The sequence below is a fragment of the Massilia frigida genome, assembly GCF_011682175.1.
Classification (GTDB): Bacteria; Pseudomonadota; Gammaproteobacteria; order Burkholderiales; family Burkholderiaceae_D; genus Telluria_A; species Telluria_A frigida.
Window position 1 is genome coordinate 120231 of sequence record NZ_WHJG01000007.1, and the last position, 22252, is coordinate 142482.

Genomic DNA, 22252 nt, shown 5'->3' on the forward strand with positions numbered 1-22252 from the left:
GTTCACAGTTTGCGGTGCTTGAGCGCAGGCAAGCTTTCGCGTACCCCCGCCAGGAATGCGGCATCGAGCGCGCCGCTGACGATGCCTTCGCCCTCGTCCAGCACGGCCTTGACCTCGCCCCAGGGGTCGATCAGCATGCTGTGGCCGAAGGTGCGGCGCCCGTTGCGGTGGCTGCCGCCCTGGGCCGAGGCCAGCACATAGCACTGGTTTTCGATGGCGCGCGCGCGCAGCAGCACTTCCCAGTGCGCCAGGCCCGTGGTGTGGGTAAACGCGGCGGTGACCACGATCAGCGCGCACTCGCCCATGGCCCGGTACAGCTCGGGAAAACGCAGGTCGTAGCAGACCGACAGGCCGACCCGCCCGAACGGCGCCTCGAAGGCCGCCACGGCCTCGCCCGGCACGATGGTGCGCGCCTCGTCGTAGCTTTCGGCGCCACGGGTAAAACCGAACAGGTGGATCTTGTCGTAGCGCTGCACCGGGCGGCCCTGCGGGTCGTACACCAGGGTGGTGTTCATCACCCGCCCGGCGTCGGGCGACACCAGCGGCAAGGTGCCGCCGATCAGCCAGATGCCGTGCTCGCGCGCGGCCTGCGCCATGCAGTCCTGGATCGGGCCCTGCCCGGGCGCCTCGGCATGGGCCACCTTGTCGGTGTCGCTCATGCCCATGATGGGCCAGTATTCCGGCAAGGTCACCAGGGTGGCGCCGCGCGCGGCCGCCTCGCTCACCAGCCGGCGCGCGCTGGCGATATTCTCGGCCACGTCGGGGGTGCTGATCATTTGTACTGCGGCCACGGTCGTCATGTCGTTCTCTCCAGTCGGTGTTGCTGCGCTTTATTTGGTCGCCGCCGCGCCGCCTTCGGGCAGCGGCGGCGGCGGCGGCCTCTTGGGCGAGCCCAGCTTGGTGATGACCGGCGCCTTCCACGGGCCGGTAATCTGCATTTCATAGGTCAGCGCGCGCATCACGGGGGCGCGCAAGAACAGTTGCGCGAGGAAACTGCCCAGCCCGACCACCGGATTGACCGCCAGCGCGTACACCAGCGGCCCGGTGCCGAGGTTAAATTCGGGGATCACCACCACATGCAGGTTGGCCGACTCGTTGGCAATGTCGGCGGTGCCGGCCATGAGTACGGTGGCGGCCACGCCATGCATCTTCAGGTTGTCGGTGCGCACCACGCCGCGCGTGATGCTGGCATTGGCGCTGATGCCGTCGAACGCCAGGCCTTCCGAAAACACATCGTGGAAATCCAGCTTGAGCAGGCGCGGCAGCATTTGCAGGCTCAGTACGCCCAGCAGCTTGGCCGCGCCCGGATCTTGCTTGAGGAATTGGCCGGATGCCACGCTCATGTCGATCTTGCCCGACAGGCTGGGAATATCGAGGGAATACGGCAAGCCATTCCAGGCGATATCGCCCGCCAGCTTGCCCTTGCCGCGGCGCAGCGTTTCCGGGAAACCGAAGCGGTCGAGCAGCTTGCCGGCATCCTCGATCTCCAGCGTGAAATTGAGGCTGGTATTGCTTTGCCCCTCCCCCGTCACCCACTTGCCGGTACTGCGCAGCACGCCGTCCGGATTGGCCAGCAGCAAGCGGTTGATTTGCCACTCGCGTCCGGTAGCAAGCTGGGCATTACTGGCGACCAATTCCAGCCGCCCGAGTTTCTTGTTGAACAGTTCGAAATGCTCGGCCACGATATCGAGCGCGGGGATGGTGGCCGCCGCGCTCTTGCCGCTTTCGAGCAAGTCCTTGACCCCGGCTGCGGCCGATTCGGGGATGATCAGGGAGGCCAGGCGCGCCGTCACCTTGCCCAGGCCCTGGCCGCCGCTACCCTCGGCCCAGGCGATGTGGCCGGCCACCTGGCGCGCATCGATATTCGCCTGCCAGGTATCCTTCACGTGCGAGGCGCCCACCACCACGTTGTCGAGCTTGCGCTCGCTGATGATCAGTTCGCCCGCGCGCGCGGCCAGCACATCGGCCACCACGTACTGCGCCAGGTCCATGCCGCCATCGACCGAGGCGTCGGCCGCCGAGGCGTCGGCCGCCACCGGTTCGGGCGCGGCGCGCGCCACCGAGGCGCCGATCGTGATCCACTGGTCGACATTGAGCGACTTCATGTCGACATTGACCATCATGCCGCTGTCCGGGGCCGGGGCCGGCACATTCACGCCGATGCCGCCGCTCTCGACCCGCCACGCGCCCTTGCCGTGCTTGACCCGCTGGTAGCGCGCGCCCATGTTGGCGCCCAGCGCCACCCGGATTTCATCGCGCGCCACGGCCGGGTCGGTACTGGGCAGGCCGTTCAGGGTGAAATGCAGCGGCAAGACCTCGGGCGCCGCCTTGTTCAGGGGCGCCGGCAAGTCCACGCCCAGGCCGGCCAGGCTCGAATCGACCGTCACCAGCGCCTGGTGATCCTTGACCACCACCGAGCCGGTATAGTGCGCGCCGCCGGAAATGAGTCCCAGCACATGCTGCATGGCGGCCGAGGGATAGGTCTTGCGGATACCCTCGGCCGTGGCCGTGCCGCCCAGCTTGATCACGATGGCATTGTCGCGGCCGGTGCCGCCGGTCAGCGCCAGCGGCCCGCCCAGGAAGCTGGCGCCGACGCCGTTCAGGTTAATGCCGCGTTCATTGAATTCCAGCTTGCCGATGGCCGCCTGCAGCGGCGGCAAGGGGTCGAACAGCACCACATCGTTGCCCATCAATTGCAAGCTGCCCTGCACCTTGGAGTCGATCAAGTGATTCAGCGGCAATTGCAGCTTGAGGGCCAGCTTGGCGTTGCCAGTCGCACGCGTGTGTTCGGTAAAGCGGCCGATCCAGTTCAGCACCGGGCTCGCTTCCATATAGCCGAGGAAATCCTGCATCGGCGCGGCGGCGTTGCCATCGATTTCCAGCACGTGTTCCGGATCGGCCAGGTCGGCGATCACGGCCGTCACCGCGCTCAAGGCTACGCCCCGGGTACGCCCGGTGTCGCCCTTGATTTCCATGCGCGCGCGCTCGAACAAAAACGTGCCGTTGATCTGCTCGGCCTGCGGCCACACCGGCGCCACGCCATCGGGCGCGAAATGGCCGGGCGCGTAGTTCAGGCGCGCGTTTTCCAGGCGCCCGCCGACCCGGAACTCGCCCTTGCGCTCGCCCGGCGTATTGGTACGGAACGGAAAGTGGGCCAGGTCGCCGCGCAGGCGGAAGGTGGCGTCCAGGGCCACGCCATCTTCCAGCGCACCGGTCAGCCAGCCGCGCAAGTGTTCCGGGGTTTTCAGGGGCAGGTAGCGCCCGATGGTATTGAGTGCGAATCCGCTGAGCGTGCCGCTGACATCGACGATGTCGGCCGGCTTGCCCGGCTGCGTACCCAGGCTCATCTGATGCGTGCCCGACAGCGAACCGCTGAGCGCGCCCTGGACGAAGTTCAGGCTATCCAGGTCCACCAGCAATTTGTTGCCGGCCGCAAAAGTCCAGCGGGCACGGGCGTTGAACTGGTCGAAGGGCATGGCCGGATCGGCGAACCAGGCCGGCAATTGCAGCACCAGTTGCTGCGAAGCTAGGGTGATCGTGCCGCCCTGGTCGCTCGCGTCGAGCGTGCCCGACAGGTTTTCGATGCCGGGAATCGGTGGCACTGCGGCGCGCGCCGGCGTGCTGGCGCTCCTGGCCACGGCCAGCCGGGCCGGCTGGGCGCGCATGGTCAGCCCGTCAAGCTTGCCGCGCACGCGGTAGCTGGCGATCTCCGGGAACCTGCCCTGCCACTGGGCCGAAAAATCGCTCACGCGTCCGCTCACGCCAGCTTCGCTGAGCAACTGGCGCTGCACCGGTGTCAGCGGCAACTGGACGGCCAGCCGCGCCAGGGTTTCCAGGTCAAGTTGGCGGGCGCTCACTTTCACTTGTTCGGGGCGCTTGCCGCGCGCCGGCACATAGGATTCGGACAGGGTGGTCGGCGCCAGGCCCAGGCCGTCGGCGGTGAGCAGGGAAAAATCGGTGAGCGTCACTTCATGGCCCTGGGCGCCGAAGGCCGGGGCGCCGCGGTTGCTGCCGGAGGCAAAGGTTTCGCGCGCCGACAGGCGGCCGCGCACGCGTGTCAGTTCCAGCGCCGGCAAGTCGCGTCCCAGGCGCGCCGACACGCCGGCCAGCGCCACGTCGGCGGTAAAACCGGCCAGCTTGGCCCGGTCCAGGCTCAGCCAGGCGCGCACCGATCCCTGGCCCTGGCTGATTTTCACCGGATAATCGAGGTAGGGGGTCCAGGCCGACAGGTCGGTATCGGGCAGGTCGGCGTACAGCTCGCCCTTCCACTGGCCGATATCGGCCATGCGCGCCGCGAAACGCGGATGGGCAAAGTCGGCGCGCACGTCGAGCGGCCCGGCCAGGCTGGCCGGGGGCGTGGCGCGCAAGCCGAAGCGGTGGTGCTGCCAGCGGTTCTTGAGCACCATGTCGACGTTTTCCAGCGCCAGCACCGGGGCGCCGCGCAACTGGTCGGTCCACTGCACCCGCCCTTCGCGGATCACGATCCGGCGCTGCTTGAACACCCAGTCGGCGCCACTGCCATCGCCATCCGCATGGCGCTTGATGAGCATGCCCGCCACGAACAGCTGGCCGGCCGCGTCGCGCCGGATATCCAGGTCGGGACGAATGATGTCGAGCGAATAAAAGCGCGGTTCCAGGGTCGGCACGCTCCACCACGACAGGGTGGCCGACACGCTCGGCAAGCTCAGCACCTGGCGCCCGCCCGGGTCGCGCACAATCACATCGCCCAGGAACAGGTTGGGGCGCAGGCCGTGCCAGGACGCGTAGATGCGGGTGATGCTCACCTCGCTGCCCAGGGCGCGGCTGGCGATGCGCTCGATATTGCCCTTGTAATAGTCGATATTCGGCAAAATCAGGTAGCGCAGCACCAAAAACACGATGGTGAAGATGAAATACACCAGCAGCGCCAGCTTGATGGTAAAGCCCAGCACATGGTGGGTGGCGCGGTTGCATACCCGATAGGCGGAGCGCAGCCGCCGCCAGCGCTCTGCGATGGGCAGGTGCTCGGCGGGCGTCTGTGCTTCCGGTGTGTGCATCAATAAGCTGATAAAGGGTCCGCCGTGTAAATGTATTGCAAGAAGGTAGCGCTTGCGTGAATGCCGCCCACTCCCTTACCATCGTCCTGATCCGCACCGCGGCGGGCCTTGCGCGGCGCGGCCCTTCGCGGCGCGGCCCAATTCTACCTTATACAGCCCTGGCTGAACCCGACTTTCACTCACCCCGACCCCACGCCAACCCATGAACCGAGCTTCCCTGACACCGCTGTCGCGCTTTTACCAACGCTGGCTGGCGGCCGACCCCGGCCGGGCCGGCGCCGTCGCCACCCTGGGCGCGGCCGCCATCGACCAGCTCGACCTGGCGCACGCGCTGGCCAGCCAGCGCGCTGCCGACGGCGCCGCGCTGCCGCTGGGGCGCGCCATGCGGCGCCTGCGCAACCTGCTGGTGGCCGGCCTGATCGCGCGTGACCTCGATGGCCGCGCCGAGCTGGCCGAAGTGGTCGCCAGCATGACCGGCTTCGCCGATTTCGCCATCCGCACCCATCTGGCGGCCCTGATGACCGAGCAAGTGGCCAGCCACGGCATGCCAGTCGGCTACGAATCGGGCTTGCCGCTAGAAATGATTGTGTTGGCCATGGGCAAGCAAGGCGGCGGCGAACTGAATGTCTCGTCCGACATCGACCTGATCTTCGTCTACCCGGAAGATGGCGACACCGCCGCCGGACCGGGCCAGCGCCCCCTGTCGAACCATGAATTTTTCGCGCGCCTGGGCAAGAAGCTGATCGCCGCCCTGTCCGAAATCACCGAAGATGGCTTCACCTTCCGGGTCGACATGGCGCTGCGCCCGAACGGCAATTCCGGCCCGCTGGTGGCCAGCCTGAACATGGTGGAGGAATACCTGATCGTCCAGGGCCGCGAATGGGAACGCTACGCCTGGGTCAAGGCGCGCGCCGTCACCGGCACGGCGGTCGATATCGCCGCCCTGGAAGCCATCGTGCACCCTTTTGTCTACCGGCGCTATCTCGATTTCGGCGTGATCGATGCGATCCGCACCATGCACGCCCAGATCCGGGCCGAGGTCGACCGCCAGGAACGGCTGCACCCGGACCGCAGCAATAACGTCAAGCTGGGCCGTGGCGGGATCCGCGAAATCGAATTCCTGGCCCAGGTATTCCAGCTGATCCGGGGCGGGCGCGATGCCGCCCTGCGCGACCGTTCCACCCGCGCCACCCTGCGCGTGCTGGCCGACAAGGAACTGCTGACCCCGGACACGGTCGACCAGTTGCTCGACTCCTACAGCTTCCTGCGCAACCTGGAACACCGCCTGCAATACCTGGACGACGCCCAGACCCACACCCTGCCCGCCAGCGAGGCCGACCGCGCCGTCATCGCGCAAATGATGCGCCTGCCGGACGTTCCCACCCTGCTGGCGCGGCTGGAGCAGCACCGCCATTTTGTCGCCGCCCAGTTCGACGCCATCTTCAGCGACAAGTCCGAGCAACATGGCGACACGGTCGACCCGGCGGCCAGCAGCTGGGCCGGGGCCGACCTCGACAACCGCGAAGCGATCGAGGCGCATTTGCGCGCCTTGAGCTTCGACGATGCCGGCGGCGCCGCCCAGCGCCTGATGAGCACCTGGCAGTCCGGCAAGGTGCAAGCCCTGCCGGAAGCGAGCCGCACCCGGCTGCTGGCGCTGGTCAACGCCGCCCTGCCCCTGATCGCCAAGACGGCGGCCGAGGCCGGTGCCGGCAGCGCCAGTTCCACCCTGACCCGGCTGCTGGCGTTTTTCGAAGCCATCGCGCGCCGCTCGGCCTATCTGTCCTTGCTGACCGAATACCCGCACACCCTGGAGCGGGTGATCCGCATGATGTACGCCAGCGGCTGGGCCGCCACCTTCCTGACCCAGCACCCGATCGTGCTCGACGAACTGCTCGACGAGCGGGTCAGGAGCGCCGTGCCCGACTGCGCCGCCCTGGCCGCCGAACTGAAGGAACAACTGGGCGCGGCCGCCGGCGACACCGAACGCCAGATGGATATCCTGCGCGAAGCCCACCATGCGCAACTGTTCCGCCTGCTGGCGCAAGACCTGGCCGGCGAGCTGACCGTGGAAAAGCTGGCCGACTACCTGTCGGCGCTGGCCGACACCATCGTCGCGGCCACCATCGACGCCGCCTGGCAAGCGATCGCCACCCGCCACCGCGAGGTGCCGCGCTTTGCCGTCATCGCCTACGGCAAGCTGGGCGGCAAGGAGCTCGGCTATGTGTCGGACCTGGACCTGATTTTCCTGTTCGACGACGACGACCAGGAAGCGCCCGGTAACTACGCCAAGCTGGCCCAGCGTTTCATCACCTGGATGACGGCCCACACCTCGGCCGGCATTTTGTTCGACATCGATACCGCGCTGCGCCCGGACGGCGCCAGCGGCATGCTGGTATCGAGCCTGGCCGCGTTCGAGCGCTACCAGGAAAATTCGGCCTGGATCTGGGAACACCAGGCGCTCACGCGGGCGCGCTTTTGCGCCGGCGACGCCGCCATCGGCGCGCGTTTCGAAGCGGTGCGCGAAGGGGTGCTGCGGCTGGAGCGCACGGCGCGCGCGGACGAGCTGCGCGAGGAAGTGCTCAAGATGCGCAAGAAGATGCACGACGCCTATCCGAGCCGCCCGGGCCAGTTCGAGCTCAAGCAGGATGAGGGCGGCATGATCGATATCGAATTCATGTCGCAGTACCTGGTGCTGCGCCATGCGGCGCAGTATCCGCAGCTGACCGTCAACCTGGGTAACATCGGGCTGCTGCGCATGTTCGCCGACCTTGGGCTGATCGATGCCGATCTGGCGCTGGCGGTGGGCGACGCCTACCGCGCCATGCGCAAGCTGCAGCACCAGTTGCGCTTGCAGGGCAAGGATAGCGCGCGCATCGACCCGGCGCTGGTGGCGCGCCACAGCGGCGCGGTGCGGCGCCTGTGGGCGGCGGTGTTCGATCTGGAGGGAGAAGCGGCTTAGCGCACCGATTCGTCGTTCCCTAAAAAAAACCCGGCGCAAGGCCGGGTTTTGTCATTGGCGCCGCCCAGCGGCGCCCTGCTTCACAGCATCAGAACTGATACTGCGCCGCGATGCGGACCGAACGGCCGCGCGATGGCACCTCGGTGGCACGCACATCCGCCACCGGCGCGCGGTCGAACACGTTGTACAGGTTCAGGTACAAGGTGGTCTTGGCGAAGCCGGTGTAGGTCAGGTTCATGTCGGTGACCACATCACGCCTGATCTGGCAGTATTCCGGCGTAAAACCCTGCCCTTCGCAACCGGCGGCCATGTAGTTGGCGTCGTACTTGTTCTCGTACAGACGGGTACCCGGCACGTAGGTCAGCGCGCCGCCCACGTTCCAGGCGCCGCGCGACCATGCCGTCGAAGCCCGCACGCGGTAGCGTGGGTTCTCGTAGTTGCCCGCCAGGTTTTCCGTAAAGGTATCGGTCACCGTATCCCAGCTGCGGTAATCGAGCTGGTAGTTGGCTTTCAGGTTGCTCACCAGCTTGCCGGCCGAACCCATGTTCCAGCGGTGGTTCAATTCCATGTCCAGACCGGCAACGCGGGTGCGGTTCATGTTTTCGTAACGGTTGGAAATCGACGCGATCGGACCGACCGGGAACACGATGTCCTTGCCGGTCAGTTCCTTGGCGCGCGCCGACAGGCGCTGGTCGTCGGCCGTCACGCCGAGGCGGTTGACCGAGCCCGGACGGCGGTCTTCATCGGCCAACAGCTGGGCCGTGCCCTTGGTATCGATTTCGTTGCGGCGCTCGATATGGTAGTAGTCGAGCGTCATGCTCAGGTTGGCCAGCGGTTCGACCACGAAGCCCAGGTTGAAGCTGCGCGATTTTTCCGGCTCCAGCTCGGGGTTACCCTGGGTGGAGGAGGCGAAGCTGACGCTGCAACCGATGTCGCGCGCGCGCAGCGCGTCGGCCTGGTCGATCGTGGTGCCGGTCTTGAGCGCCGTGTACAGCTGGTTGGCGGTGGCGCAACGCTTCGGATCGACGTTACTGTTGCGGAAGGCCGACAGCTCGACCTTGCCCGTTTCCGCCAGGTTCGGTGCGCGGAAGCCATTGGCCACGGTGGCGCGCACCATGAAGCGCTTGTTCACTTCGTAGCGCATGCCCACTTTCGGCACCAGCGACAGGTCGGTGTTGCCCACCTTGTCGGCACGCACCGCCGCGTTCACTTCAAACGCCTTGGTCAGCGGCGCATTGACTTCGGCAAAAGCGGCGCTGATGTTGCGCGCACCCTCGACGTTGATCGAGCCCAGGCCCACAATCTGGCCGCTGGAGACGTTGTCGCTGACAAAAGCGTTGAAGGAATCGCGCCGGAAGTCGGCGCCGATCGCCAGGCTGAGCGGGCCGCCGTCCAGCTGCATCAGCTCGCGCGTGGCATTGGCATCGATGAAGCTCTGCTTCGACTCGCCGCCGAAGACGTACACCGGGAACATGCGCAGCAGCAGGTCCGGGCTGTTGACACCGCCAAAGCGGTATTCGCCGCTCTTGATCGCGGCGTCGTACACGGCCGCATTGCGGCGGCCGCGATCGACGTTGTTGACTTTCGAGCCCATCATGCCGAGCGCCGTCGACCAGTCCCAGCCGAAGTCGCTGCCTTCGATCCCGGCCAGCACCCGGTATTGCTTCGCTTTCGCATCTTTCATGGACGTGAGCGCATCGTCGGCGTAGCGGTAACGCAGGGCGACCGGGAAATCGTAAGGATTGTCCGGATGGCCGACCGGCAGTTTCGGCTCGGTGTACGAGTTTAACTTGCGGTCCTTGCTGTTATACCAGGTCGAGGGGGTACCGGTGTATTGCAGGATCGGCGCCGCGTTGTAGTAGGTGGTGTTGGTCTGGCCCAGGGTCAGTTCGGAAAAGCCGACCCGGTTGCCGCCCAGCTTCATGCGTCCGGTACCGAAGAAATTGTAGCGCTTCGCTTCCGGGCTGCGGCCCACGCCGGCCCACTGGTCGTAGCGGCAGGTGCCGTCGATCACGTTGTCGCAACCGGCGCGCGGGGTGCTGAAGCTCTTGCCGGCCAGCGCGGGATTGGCTGGATACGGGTTGGGATAGCGGTCGACGAAGTTGCCCGGATACGAGTAGGTCGACTGCACGCCGAAACTCGGATTGACATACTGGCCCCAGAAGGCCGGCACGGTATTGATGATGTCGCGGTTCGAGTAGGGTTCGCGGTGGTAAGCCTCGAAGTGGCCGAACACATTGTAGCCGTCGGCTTCGAAGTCGCCCATGCCCATGGTCAGGGAGGCGGTCTTGCTCTTGTCCAGCTTGCTGTTAAGCAGGGATTGGCGCATTCCGCCCTTGGCCAGCACGCCCTGGAAATCGCGCTTGGTGATGATGTTGATCACGCCGGCGACTGCGTCCGAACCGTACACGGCGGAGGCGCCGTCGAGCAGCACTTCGATGCGCTCGATCGCTTCCGACGGCATGGCGTCGATGTTCACGAACGTTTGCTGGCCGCCATCGGCCAGGCCGTAGTTGGCCACGCGCCGTCCGTTGAGCAGGGTCAGCGTGGAATTCTTGCCGAGGTTGCGCAGCGACACACCCGAGGCGCCGCCGGCGAAGGAGTTGCCGCCGCTCTTGTCGGACAGGGTCGTCGTGCCGCTGGACGTGAGCGTGTCGAGCACGTCCTTGACGGTACTGGCGCCCATGGCGGCGATTTCGGTCTTGCCGACTACTTGCACGGTCGACGAGGTTTCGGTATCGACCGCGCGCTTGATGTTCGAGCCGGTGACGATCACTTTCTGGATCGGCTGGGCCGCTGGCGCTTGCGCCAGGGCGAGCTGGGACGTGCCCAGGGTCAGGGCGACGGCGACGACGCTGCGTTTCAATGCGAGTTTCTTGTTCAATTGAGCTCCAGGAATGCTTTATAAGTATGGGTAGACCATGTTTTCCGTTTCCCGCCGCGCACGAGCCCGCAGGCCCGCGCGCTCGCGAGGGCCATGAATTTCTCACAAAGGTGGATTGAAGACCAAGAGGAATTCACAAAAAGATGTGCATACGCACTTTTTCGTGTTTTCCGCGCTACAAAAGATGCCCGTCAGCGCACGTACAGCGCAAAAAAAACCCGGCGCCAGGGCCGGGTTTTTTCAGGTACCGCCAGATCGGCTTAGAAGGCGTAACGCGCCGTCAGCTGGAAATAGCGGCCGTAAGGATTGTGCAAACCCTCGTTGTAGCCGGCCAGCGGCTGGACGGAACTGTTGGTGCCGACAGCCGGGTCGTAAGGCGCCTTGGTGTCGAGCAGGTTCTGGATGTTCAGGTTCAGGGTCAGGTTCTTGATCCCGGTGTAGGTGTAACCCACGCCCAGACGGGTCCAGCTTTCGATCGAGCATTTCGGGAAATACGCTTCGTACAGCGGCACGCTGGTGTCGCGATCCTGCTCGGCGTCGCTGTCCTGGCGCTTGCCGTACTGGCAGAACGGCTGGTCGTACGTCACTTCGCGGTTGTAGCGGCGCAGCAGCGACACCGGACCGGTGTAATCGATGCTGGCGTTGAACGCGTGCGTGCCGAAGGTCCACGACGACGACAGGGTGCTCTTCCAGCGTGGAAGGTAGCTGTTCGGCAAGCTGTAGTCGGCATAGCCCACATTCGTGCCGACCAGGTTGCGCTCAGGATCGCCCGCGTTCGCAGCCAGCGAGTAATAGTCCATGTAGCTCGAGGTCAGTTTCGAGTTGAGCGAACCCCACTCGCCCAGGTTCTTGCGGAACGCCACATCGATATCGACGCCGCGCACTTCGACCGAGCCCTGGTTTTTCCACGGCAGCTTGACCATCAGCAGCGGGCCGCTGTTCTGGATCACATTGCCGTTGGCATCGCGCACCCAGTTGGCCGGGTTCGGATCGCGCACCACGTTGCCCGGGGTACGGTCTTCGTCGCGCAGGGCATCTTCCTCGGAACCGAGGGCGACTTCGCCTTCCTTGCGGATCTTGTAGAAATCCAGGCCGATGTCGAAGGTGCTGGTCGGCGAGAACAGCACGCCGAAGGAAAGGCTCTTCGATTTTTCCGGCACCAGGTCGGGATTGGCGCCGCCGGTACCGGCCGCGCTCTTGGCGCAATCGAGTTCGGTGGCGCCTTCGCGCGGGGTCTCGCGATCGGCTTCGCAGCGGCGCGGATCGTACAGGTCCCTCAGGAAGAACTGGGCCCCGCCCGGTGTCACTTGCACCAGCGCCGGCGCGCGGAAACCGCGGCCATAAGTGCCGCGCAGGGCGATGCCGTCGGAGACGGTCCACTTGGCGCCGACTTTGGGCACGAAGTTGGTTTTGATGCCAGGATACTTGTCGACGCGGCCGGCGAAATCCATCTCGAAGTTTTTCAGGAATGGCGTGCGCAGCTCGATGAAGCCCGATTTGACGTCGCGTTCGCCGTCGATGACGGTATTGGCCAGGCCATAAATGTCACCGCGCGCCAGAGCGGCATCGGGCGTCATCTTGATTTTCTCGCGCCGTATTTCGGCGCCCACCGCCAGGCCCATGGCGCCGCCGCCAAGCTGGCCGAACTGGGTCGACACTTTGGCATCCCATTGCAGGATCGAGGCCATGTTGTTGCTCGTCACATCGCGCGCCAGGGTCGGATCGGCCGACAGCGCCGCCAGCGAGGTGCCGGAATTGAGCTTGCGCAGGGTCGGCAGGTAGAGCATGCCGAAATAGGTATCTTCCTGGGTCGCCTTGTTGTACAGCACGGCGCTTTCCCAGTCCCAGCTGCCCACATTACCCTGCAGGCCGGCCACCACGCGCGCATTGTCGTTGATGGTCTCGGTGCCGCCGCGCAGGTTCTCGAAGCGGTAAGTGACCGAGGAGCGGGCATCCGGGAAAGGATTGTCCGGGTGGCCGATGCCCAGGATGGCCTGGAATGGATCGCCCACCGCGGCACTGGTGAAGTTGGTGATGGTGGAGGTACCGATGGTGCTCGGATTGCTGGTATAAGAGCGCTTGGTGCGCGCGTAGCCCGCTTCGGCGAAGGCCTTGGTGTTCTGGCCCAGCTTGAACACGCCGCGCGTCATCACACTGGCATCCTTGCCATCGCCGATGCCTTCGGAGAAACGGCTGGCGTCGAAGTTACAGAAAGTGCGTCCGATGAACACGCTGGTCGCCGGCAAGCCCATCGCGGTCGAGCCGACCAGTTGCTGGGACGGTTCGCAATTGGTGCGCGTGATCATGCGCTGGCCCATGTTGCTGCGGTTCACCGCGAAGTTACGGGTGCCCGGCGCGCTCTCGCGGTAGAACGATGGCGAACCCGAGGTGGTGCTGCCGTACGGGGTGGCGAAGCGCCCGTTGAGCAACTGGTAGGTTTCGTACTAGATGTCCTTGACATCCTTGCGCAGGACGCGGTCGCGCTGGGACACGTCGGCGGTGATGAAGACGTTGTAGCCATCGCTCTCGACGTCGCCCTTGCCGAAGAAGAAGTTGGCGCCTTTGCGGGCAAATTTGCCATCGTCGTTGGCGCTGGCGCGGGCCGACACTTCGGTGCCCTGGTAGTTGGTCTTGGTAATGAAGTTGATCACGCCGCCGATGGCGTCGGAACCGTACACGGCCGAGGCGCCATCCTTGAGGATCTCGACCCGTTCCAGGGCCGACAACGGAATCGCATTCAGGTCGTACAGGGTCGAATTGCCGTTGTTCGGATCGGCGTAAGCGGCCGGCGTCATGCGGCGGCCGTTGAGCAGGATCAGGGTCGAGGTCGAGGACAGGCCGCGCAGCGAAGCGGTCGACGCGCCGCGCGAGAAGCCGCCATCGTTGGTGTCGAGGTTGATGTCGCTGCCCATGGACGGCACTTTGCGCATCAGTTCAGTGACCGTGGCGGCGCCGCTGTCGCGGATATCCTTGCTGGTGATCACCTGGATCGGCTGGGTGCCCTCTTTTTCGGTGCGCTTCAGGTTCGAGCCGGTGATGTACACGGTGGCGGCCGGCGCCGTGGCAGCCTCTTGGGCCAGGGCGACGTGGGAAGTTCCGAGGGTTAAGGCGACGGCGATGACGCTCTGTTTCAATACCAAGTGCTTTTTCAAGATAACTCCAGGTGAGAATTCTTTGTAAAAAATCGACTCTTGTTTGTTTTGAAACCCACTTATATGTATGGGTAAATAGAATCTCGCATGAAACGATGCCAAGAATCAAACGTCTTATGCGTTAACGCCAATTTTGCCGTGGAATTTGTTGTTTTTTCACGATTATGCATATATAAAAAGGGGCATTGTGGCCCTCAAGGGCGTATGTAGTTCAGTTCGGTTGACTGTCGTTTTTGCGCAGCCGTTTGTGCGGATCGGGATGTTTTCCAGGAAAATCCGACTCAACTGAGGGCGAGTATCGGCATAATGGTTTCACGCAACGACGCGCCATTGACCGTGATTGGAGTGCATTGATGAAAACATTGTTTTCCGCAGGCTGCCTCAGTATCGTCCTGCTGGCCCTGCCGGGAGCGGCCTGGTCGGCCGACAAGGGCAGTGCCGACGAAGCGGTGGCCATGGTCAAGAAAGCGATCATCCTGATCAAGGCCGACAAGGCCAAGGCCTTCGCGGCGATTGCCGACACGGCCAACAAAGAGTTCCACGATCGCGATCTGTATGTGTATGTGTACGACCTGAACGGCGTCGCCCTCGCCCACGGCAACAATCCCAAGATCGTGGGCAAGAACCTGATGGCCTTGGCCGACAGCAACGGCAAGCTGATGATCAAGGAAATGGCCGAGCAAGCCAAATCGCCGGCGGGCCATGGCTGGGTCGAATTCAAGTGGCCCAATCCGGTGACCAAGGCGGTCGAAAACAAGGCCGGCTATGTCGAGCGGGTCGACGACATGATGGTTGGGTCCGGCATCTACAAATAAGCCGATCCTGCGAGTCCGACGCCGGCTCCTAATCCCATTCGCGGCGACCACCTACAACCGGGGTCTGACCTCTGATTAGAAATTTTTTGCTGAACCGCACTGAAACTGGCTTGCGTTCGGGCCGGCGCCCGGCACGCAGGGGCAAGCAAGCGGACGCTACAGCTCATCGTGCCGACATTCGGTGAAATTGTTGCTAGTCAGAGCTCTGACCCCGGTGGGGTATTGCTAATCAGAGGTCAGACCCCGGTGGGGAAACGCGGGCCAAAAAAACGCCCCGGAGGGCGTTTTTGTCGATGTTGCCGGGTATTACTTGGCGTTCATCAGGGCAACCGTGGTGTCCAGCATGCGGTTCGAGAAACCCCACTCGTTGTCGTACCACGACGATACTTTCACCAGGCGGCCCGATACCTTGGTCAGGGTCGAATCGAAATTCGAGGAGGCCGGGTTGTGGTTGAAGTCGATCGAGACCAGCGGCTCGGTCTGGTAGGTCAGCACGCCTTTCAACGCACCTTCCGATGCCGCTTTCATCAGGGCATTGACTTCGTCCACCGTCGTGTCGCGCTTGGCGATGAAGCTCAGGTCGACCAGCGAGACGTTGATGGTCGGCACGCGGATCGCGAAACCGTCCAGCTTGCCATTCAGCTCAGGCAGCACCAGGCCCACCGCCGCGGCAGCGCCGGTCTTGGTCGGGATCATGCTCATCGTGGCCGAACGCGCGCGGCGCAGGTCTTCATGCATCACGTCCGACAGCACCTGGTCGTTAGTGTAAGCGTGCACGGTGGTCATCAGGCCGGTTTCCAGGCCGATCGCGTCGTTCAGCGGCTTGACCAGCGGGGCCAGGCAGTTGGTGGTGCACGATGCGTTGGAAATGACGGTGTCGCTCGCCTTGAGCACGCCTTCGTTCACGCCGAACACGATGGTGGCGTCGACATCCTTGCCGCCCGGTGCCGAAATGATGACTTTCTTGGCGCCGCCCTTCAGGTGGGCCGAGGCTTTTTCTTTGGTGGTGAAGAAACCGGTGCACTCAAGCACCACGTCCACGCCCAGCTCGCCCCATGGAATTTCAGCAGGGTTGCGCTGCGCGAACACGCGGATCGCATCGCCGTTGACGATCATGTTGTCGCCTTCGACCGTGACGGTGCCCGGGAACTTGCCGTGCGCCGTATCGTAACGGGTCAGGTGCGCGTTCGACTTGGCATCGCCCAGGTCGTTGATCGCCACGATCTGGATGTCGTGTTTCTTGCCGCCTTCGTAGAAAGCGCGCAGGACATTGCGGCCGATACGGCCATAACCGTTGATTGCAACTTTGATCGTCATTACTTTGCTCCTGAGTGATAAAAATGGGTGGGCGGCGGCGCCCGCGCGCCGCCAGCACTTCTTAGTGCGTCAGTACCGACTTGACCTTGGCAACCACGTTCTCGACCGTGAAACCGAAGTGCTTGAACAGCACCGGCGCCGGCGCCGATTCGCCGAAGGTGTCGATGCCGACCACGGCGCCTTCCAGGCCGACGTATTTATACCAAAAGTCGGTCACGCCCGCTTCGATCGCCACACGCGGCACGCCGCGCGTCAAGACACTGGCCTTGTAGGCGGCGTCCTGGCGGTCGTACACATCGGTCGACGGCATCGACACCACGCGCACCAGGATGCCTTCGGCGGCCAGGGCGGCGGCCGCCTTGGTGGCCAGTTCGATTTCGGAACCGGTGGCGATCAGGATCGCCTTGGCATCAGCCACGTCTTGCAGCACGTAGCCGCCGCGCGCGATGTCGGCGATCTGGGCCGGGGTGCGTTCCTGGAACGGCAGGTTCTGGCGCGAGAAGATCAGGGTCGACGGGCCATCCTTGCGCTGCACGGCAGCGCCCCAGGCGGCGGCCGACTCGACGGTGTCGCATGGACGCCAGTTGTCCAGGTTGGGAATCAGGCGCAGGGAAGAAACGTGCTCGACCGACTGGTGGGTCGGGCCGTCTTCGCCCAGGCCGATCGAATCGTGGGTGAACACGAAGATCGAACGCAGTTTCATCAGCGCGGCCATGCGCAGCGCGTTGCGGCTGTAGTCGGAGAAGGTGAGGAAGGTGGCGCCGAACGGGATGTAGCCGCCGTGCAGGGCGATGCCGTTCATGATGGCGCTCATGCCGAACTCGCGCACGCCGTAGTTGATGTGGTTGCCCGGCTTGCCGGAACGCAGTGCGATGCACTCTTTCCAGTTGGTCAGGTTGGAACCGGTCAGGTCGGCCGAGCCGCCCAGGAACTCCGGCAGGGTCGGCGCCAGCGCCTGGATCGCGTTCTGGCTGGCCTTGCGGGTGGCGATGTTTTCTTTCTTCTCGACGCAGGCGGCAATCGCCGCGTCCAGGGTCGCGTTGAAGTCGGCCGGCAGCTCGCCCTTCATGCGGCGCTCGAATTCGGCGGCCAGCTCAGGGTATTGCGCGCGGTAGGCGCTAAACTTGGTGTTCCACTCCACTTCCATGGCGGCGCCATCAGCTTTCGCGTCCCAGGCGCTGTACACCTCGGCCGGGATCTCGAACGGGACCGAGGTCCACAGCAGGTGCTCGCGCACGGCCGCCACTTCCTTGTCGCCCAGCGCGGCGCCGTGCACCTTGTCGCCGCCCTGCAGGTTCGGCGAACCCTTGCCGATGATGGTCTTGCAGCAGATCAGGGTCGGCTTGGACGACAGCTTCGCTTCGGCAATGGCCGCGTCGACCGCCGCCACGCTGTGGCCGTCGACGGCGGCGATCACGTTCCAGCCGTACGATTCGAAACGTTTCGGGGTGTCGTCGGTGAACCAGCCTTCCACCTTGCCGTCGATCGAAATGCCATTGTCGTCGTACAGGGCGATCAGGCGGTTCAGGCCCAGGGTACCGGCCAGCGAGCACACTTCGTGCGAGATGCCTTCCATCAGGCAACCGTCGCCCAGGAAGGCGTAGGTGTAGTGGTCGACCACGTCGAAGCCGGGCTTGTTGAATTCAGCCGCCAGCAGGTATTCGGACAGCGCCATGCCGACCGCGTTGGCGATGCCCTGGCCGAGCGGGCCGGTGGTCGTTTCCACGCCCGGGGTGATGTCCACTTCCGGGTGGCCCGGGGTCTTCGAGTGCATCTGGCGGAAGTTTTTCAGGTCGGCCATGCTCAGGTCGTAGCCCGACAGGTGCAGCAGCGCGTAGTGCAGCATCGAGCCGTGTCCGTTCGACAGCAGGAAACGGTCGCGGTTGAGCCACTTGGGATTGGACGGATTGTGCTTGTAGTGGCCGGCCCACAGCGCCACGGCGATTTCCGCCATGCCCATCGGCATGCCCGGATGGCCGGAATTGGCCTGTTGAACTGCATCCATTGCCAGCGCGCGGATCGCGTTGGCCATCAAAGTGGTAGGGAGCGTCGTTTTCATGGGTCGAATCTGTGAGGTCGTAGGATTGGGAATGCGGGTGGCGCTGCATGGAGTACCGAGCCAAGTATTTTACCAGACCAGAGGGGGCCGAATTAAAATGAAGCACTTTGCGCCCCTGCCGGCTCCCACTACTTATCAGGATGTCATGCCCCGTTTCTATTGCTCCCAGCCGCTGGCGATCGGCGCCACGCTCGACTTGCCCGACGCGGTGGCCCACCACGTCCATGTGCTGCGGCTGCAGATCGGCGCCGAACTGTGCCTGTTCAACGGCGATGGCGGCGAATACATCGCGCACCTGGCCAGCGTCGAGAAGCGCCGCGCCAGCGTGACGGTCAAGGCCTTTGTCGCGCGCGACGCCGAGCTGCCCTACCAAATCACCCTGGCCCAGGCCTTGCCGGAAGCGTCCAAGATGGACTGGATCATCGAAAAGGCGGTCGAGATGGGGGTGGCGGCGATCCAGCCGCTGGCCGCGCAGCGTTGCGTGGTGCGCCTGTCGGGCGAGCGCGCCGAGAAAAGACTGGCGCACTGGCAGGGCGTGATCGTGTCCGCGTCCGAGCAGAGCGGGCGCAACCGGCTGGCGCGGCTGGCCCCGGTGGACGAGCTGCATCAATGGAGCGCCCAGCAAGACATGCACAAACGCATCCTGCTCAGCCCGCGCGGCGGCCAGTCGCTGGCCGAGTGGGCCAGGCACCAGCCGCCCCAGGCGCTGTCGCTGATGATCGGCCCGGAGGGCGGCTTCAGCCTGCAGGAAGAAGATAGCGCGATGGCGCGCGGCGCACTGGCGCTGTCGATGGGCCCGCGCATCCTGCGCACCGAGACGGCTGGCATCGCCGCCGTGGCCGCCCTCAACGCCCTGTGGGGCGGCCTGTAACTTTCCCGTCAATCCCCGTCGCCGTGCCGCTGCCGCCGTGATGCCGGCAGCGTAAGCGCCGCCGCATCCGGCATTGCCGCAATCGGCGCCGCGCACCCAGGCGGCACGCGGCGGGTACCCAGTTCTTCCCCTCCCCCTCCAGACCAAAAAAAGGCGCGTTGCCGAAGCAACGCGCCTTTCATGATGTCTTACGTCGTATCAGCTGCTTAGAACTTGTAGCTGGTGTTGAGGTAGACGGTGCGGCCCATCGTGTCCGCGTAACGGGCATCGTAACCAACCTGGTGGCCCGACGACGTGCGCAGGGTCAGTGGTGGCTCTTTGTCCATCAGGTTCTTGATACCGCCACGAACTTCCCACGTTTTGCTGATCGCAAACTTACCCTGGTAGTCGACCGTGCTGTACGAAGGCACTTGCAGACGGATCTGGCTGACGGCAGGGGCCTTGGTCGCCACGTTGTACAAGCTAGCGGCCTGGTCGGTGTAACCATTGCGGTAGTTCAAGGTCAGCGCATTGGTCATCTGGCCCGTTTCCAGGGTAGCGCCGAACTTGACGATATCGCGGAAGGTGACTTGATTGTCGATGCCGTATTTATCCATGCTGTCGGTCCACTCGGTGTCCGAACCCGGAATGGTGTAGCTGGCCTTGAGCATGTGGGTACCATTGACGTTCAGGGTCATTTTGCCGAACGAATACTTCTCGCCGACGGTCAGATCCCAGTCGATACCGCGGTTGTGCGCTTTGCCGATGTTGATCGGGGCGCGGATGAAGGCCCAGGTCTTGATACCGGTCGCTGGATCGGCGAACTCGGTAAACAGCTGGCGGTACTTGGCCGGATTGGCAAACGCCTGGATTTCGCCGACGTTCGACACCTGGTTGGTCATCTTGACGTCCCACAGGTCGGCGCCGAAGGTCACGCTCGACGATGGCTCGAGGCGGAAGCCCAGGGTGAACTGCTTCGATTCTTCCGGACGCAGTTTTTCGTTACCACCGTTGTACGAGTTGTACTGGTTCACGCCCGGACGGCACAGGGTCACATCGATCGCTACCAGGTCTGCCGGGCAAGCATACGGTGCGGCCGTGACGCCGGCGGACACCAGGGTGTTGGCGATGTCGTTCTGGTCGGCGACGCGGAAACCGGTACCGTACGAACCGCGCAGCAGCAGGGCCGTGGTCGGGGTGTAGCGTGCGCTGATCTTGTAGGTGCTGGCGCTCTGGCTTTCACCCTTGGTGCGCTTGGCCCTCTTGTCTTCCACGCCCGAATAACGGTCGTAGCGGATGGCGGTCGTCACTTCCAGGTTCTTCATCAGCGGCAGCGCCATTTCGGCGAAGGCGCCGGCGGAGTCACGGGTGTAGTCGAATTGGTTTGGCGCGGTGAAACCGTAGATGCTGCCATCCTTGGCTGCGGCCGTGGCGGTCTGCACCTGGTGCAGTTCGCGGCCGTCGATACCCAGGCCGATGCTGCTTGCGCCGCCTGGCAGGTTGAACAGTTCGCGCGATGCGCGCAGGTCGAGGCCGCGCAGGACCGAATACGCTTCACGGATCGAACCGTGGAAGACCGAACCATTGATCTGTTGAGCCGTTGGCGACGTTGGCGAGCCGGCCGGCAGGAATGGATTGAAGTTGGCGCCGCCGATCAGGCTGCGGAATTCCTTGTTCAACAGGTAGCCGCCGGTGTAACGCTCGTCGAGCTGGTAGCGCGAGTAGGTGGCGCCCGTGTTCATGTCCCAGCCGCCGAAATTGGCTTCCAGGCCCATGACGAAGTGACCGACGTCGGTGATGGTCTGGCTGTCGCGGGTGCCGAATTCGGTCGCGCGGTAGGTCGCGGTGGCGGTCTTGACATCGGCGCGCTGATCGGCGCTCAGGTACGGTGCGACGTACTGGTTGTAGACTGGCGAACCGATTGGCACGGCCACGCTGACCGGGTTGGCGGCGATCCGCGCCGTCAGGTCGAAGCGGCCCAGGGCCAGGTCGGCAAAGGCGGTCAGGTTGTCGCTGAACTTGATGCGGCCCGAGGTGAACAGGGTGTCGCGCTTCGATTCAGGCACGGTTTCCACGGTCGAGGCGCTGTCGACGGCGCAGTACTCGGTGGTGGCGGTGTTCGACAGGTAGTTGAAGAAGCCGGTCGGGCAGGCGCCGTTGACTTTCTTGTACGGGTTAAAGCCGATCTGGTCAGTTTTCGGATTCTTGAACGCGACGTTCACGTTCGATGCGGTGCCCGAGGTCGAGGTGCGGTCGTAGATGTAGCTCTGGCCGTCGTGGCCCAGTGGAATGTACGACGTTTTGCTGAATTCGCGGTCGGTCGCCTTGACCGGCTTCTGCTCGTCGTGACGGTAGGTCATCAACAGGTTGAAGCGGTTCGTTTCCAGGTCACCGAAGCCCCAGGTGAAGCCAGCGTTGGCGCTCTTGCCGCCCGGGTTGGTCGGTACCGACACGCCCGCGTCCAGGGTCAGGCCGCGGTAGTTTTTCTTGAGGATGAAGTTGATGACGCCGGCAATCGCGTCGGCGCCGTACAGGGCGGATGCGCCGTCGCTCAGCACTTCGACGCGCTCAACCGCGCTCATCGGAATGGAGTTCAGGTTGACCGAGCTGCCGCTGTCCTGGAAAGGCGCCATGCGGCGGCCGTTCAGCAGGACCAGGGTGTAGGTGCCGCCCAGGCCGTGGATCGACGCGGTGGAGCGGCCACCCGAGTTGGTGCCTGCGGCAATGGCTTCAATCGTGAAACCCTGCATCGCCGGCAGTTTCTGGATCAGGTCGGCAACGGTGGTCGCGCCGGAACGGGCGATCACTTCCTTGGACACCACCTGGACTGGCAACGCGCCTTCTTTCACGATGCGCTTGATGCTCGAACCGGTGATTTCAACTCGCTGGATAGGAGCATCCTGAGCCAGTGCGTGGCCGGCGACGAAACCGGCTAACAGGCCGAGGGCGAGGCGAACGGAACGTACGCCAATCTTCTCTTGAAACATCATTTTTAGAACTCCGTTTAGGATGAGGATAACGACACTACAGCAGCTTGCTTGTACGACAGCCTTCCGGATCTCGGCGGCGCTGGCACGTTGCCGGGTTCAAATTCCCCCGGCAGTGGCGCGCTCGCAGGACGTCGCATCATTTCTGCAACGGGCATTATCCGGTCAGCGACAAAAAAAGGGCGGCCAAAAC

At 64.2% G+C, this 22252-nt stretch carries 11 protein-coding genes; 3 read left to right on the forward strand and 8 right to left on the reverse strand.

Going from position 1 to position 22252, the window contains the following annotated elements; all coding sequences use genetic code 11:
• Positions 1-2 precede the first annotated feature (2 nt).
• Complete coding sequence (locus tag F2P44_RS09500; RefSeq protein WP_167086457.1) at positions 3-800, reverse strand: carbon-nitrogen hydrolase family protein; 798 nt, start codon at positions 798-800, stop codon at positions 3-5.
• A 30-nt stretch (positions 801-830) separates the two neighbouring features.
• The gene (locus F2P44_RS09505) at positions 831-5036 is read right to left on the reverse strand and encodes a YhdP family protein (protein ID WP_167086458.1); all 4206 of its coding nucleotides are present in this window, start codon (positions 5034-5036) and stop codon (positions 831-833) included.
• Positions 5037-5238: 202 nt separating this feature from the next.
• Here F2P44_RS09505 and glnE point away from each other — a divergent pair, with 202 nt between their 5' ends.
• The gene (gene glnE, locus F2P44_RS09510; protein ID WP_167086459.1) at positions 5239-7995 is read left to right on the forward strand and encodes a bifunctional [glutamate--ammonia ligase]-adenylyl-L-tyrosine phosphorylase/[glutamate--ammonia-ligase] adenylyltransferase; all 2757 of its coding nucleotides are present in this window, start codon (positions 5239-5241) and stop codon (positions 7993-7995) included.
• A gap of 88 nt (positions 7996-8083) precedes the next feature.
• Here the strand turns inward: glnE and F2P44_RS09515 are convergent, their stop codons facing one another.
• From F2P44_RS09515 to F2P44_RS09525, 3 genes are all read right to left on the reverse strand, one after another.
• Positions 8084-10879, reverse strand: coding sequence for a TonB-dependent receptor plug domain-containing protein (locus tag F2P44_RS09515; protein ID WP_167086460.1), 2796 nt, complete (start codon positions 10877-10879; stop codon positions 8084-8086).
• Between the two features lie 260 nt (positions 10880-11139).
• Complete coding sequence (locus F2P44_RS09520) at positions 11140-13308, reverse strand: TonB-dependent receptor domain-containing protein (RefSeq protein WP_167086461.1); 2169 nt, start codon at positions 13306-13308, stop codon at positions 11140-11142.
• A 15-nt stretch (positions 13309-13323) separates the two neighbouring features.
• Positions 13324-14031, reverse strand: coding sequence for a TonB-dependent receptor plug domain-containing protein (locus F2P44_RS09525; RefSeq protein WP_167086462.1), 708 nt, complete (start codon positions 14029-14031; stop codon positions 13324-13326).
• Between the two features lie 353 nt (positions 14032-14384).
• Here F2P44_RS09525 and F2P44_RS09530 point away from each other — a divergent pair, with 353 nt between their 5' ends.
• Positions 14385-14846 carry a cache domain-containing protein gene (locus tag F2P44_RS09530; protein ID WP_167086463.1) on the forward strand — a complete coding sequence of 154 codons (462 nt, stop codon included), beginning with the start codon at positions 14385-14387 and terminating at the stop codon, positions 14844-14846.
• Positions 14847-15152: 306 nt separating this feature from the next.
• Here the strand turns inward: F2P44_RS09530 and gap are convergent, their stop codons facing one another.
• Complete coding sequence (gap, locus tag F2P44_RS09535) at positions 15153-16163, reverse strand: type I glyceraldehyde-3-phosphate dehydrogenase (RefSeq protein ID WP_167086464.1); 1011 nt, start codon at positions 16161-16163, stop codon at positions 15153-15155.
• A 61-nt stretch (positions 16164-16224) separates the two neighbouring features.
• Positions 16225-18222, reverse strand: a complete 1998-nt coding sequence (tkt, locus tag F2P44_RS09540) for a transketolase (RefSeq protein WP_167086465.1) — start codon at positions 18220-18222, stop codon at positions 16225-16227.
• A 145-nt stretch (positions 18223-18367) separates the two neighbouring features.
• Here tkt and F2P44_RS09545 point away from each other — a divergent pair, with 145 nt between their 5' ends.
• A complete protein-coding gene (locus F2P44_RS09545; protein WP_167086466.1) occupies positions 18368-19093 on the forward strand; it encodes a 16S rRNA (uracil(1498)-N(3))-methyltransferase in 726 nt (241 codons plus the stop codon).
• Positions 19094-19299: 206 nt separating this feature from the next.
• Here the strand turns inward: F2P44_RS09545 and F2P44_RS09550 are convergent, their stop codons facing one another.
• The gene (locus F2P44_RS09550; RefSeq protein ID WP_229423473.1) at positions 19300-22062 is read right to left on the reverse strand and encodes a TonB-dependent receptor; all 2763 of its coding nucleotides are present in this window, start codon (positions 22060-22062) and stop codon (positions 19300-19302) included.
• Between the last annotated feature and the right edge of the window lie 190 nt (positions 22063-22252).

Excerpts from the sequence above, each read along its gene's own strand:
- F2P44_RS09500 (WP_167086457.1), bottom strand. The coding sequence starts at position 800 with ATGACGACCGTGGCCGCAGTACAAATGATCAGCACCCCCGACGTGGCC.
- F2P44_RS09505 (WP_167086458.1), bottom strand. The coding sequence starts at position 5,036 with ATGCACACACCGGAAGCACAGACGCCCGCCGAGCACCTGCCCATCGCA.
- glnE (WP_167086459.1), top strand. The coding sequence starts at position 5,239 with ATGAACCGAGCTTCCCTGACACCGCTGTCGCGCTTTTACCAACGCTGG.
- F2P44_RS09530 (WP_167086463.1), top strand. The coding sequence starts at position 14,385 with ATGAAAACATTGTTTTCCGCAGGCTGCCTCAGTATCGTCCTGCTGGCC.
- gap (WP_167086464.1), bottom strand. The coding sequence starts at position 16,163 with ATGACGATCAAAGTTGCAATCAACGGTTATGGCCGTATCGGCCGCAAT.
- tkt (WP_167086465.1), bottom strand. The coding sequence starts at position 18,222 with ATGAAAACGACGCTCCCTACCACTTTGATGGCCAACGCGATCCGCGCG.
- F2P44_RS09545 (WP_167086466.1), top strand. The coding sequence starts at position 18,368 with ATGCCCCGTTTCTATTGCTCCCAGCCGCTGGCGATCGGCGCCACGCTC.
- F2P44_RS09550 (WP_229423473.1), bottom strand. The coding sequence starts at position 22,062 with ATGATGTTTCAAGAGAAGATTGGCGTACGTTCCGTTCGCCTCGCCCTC.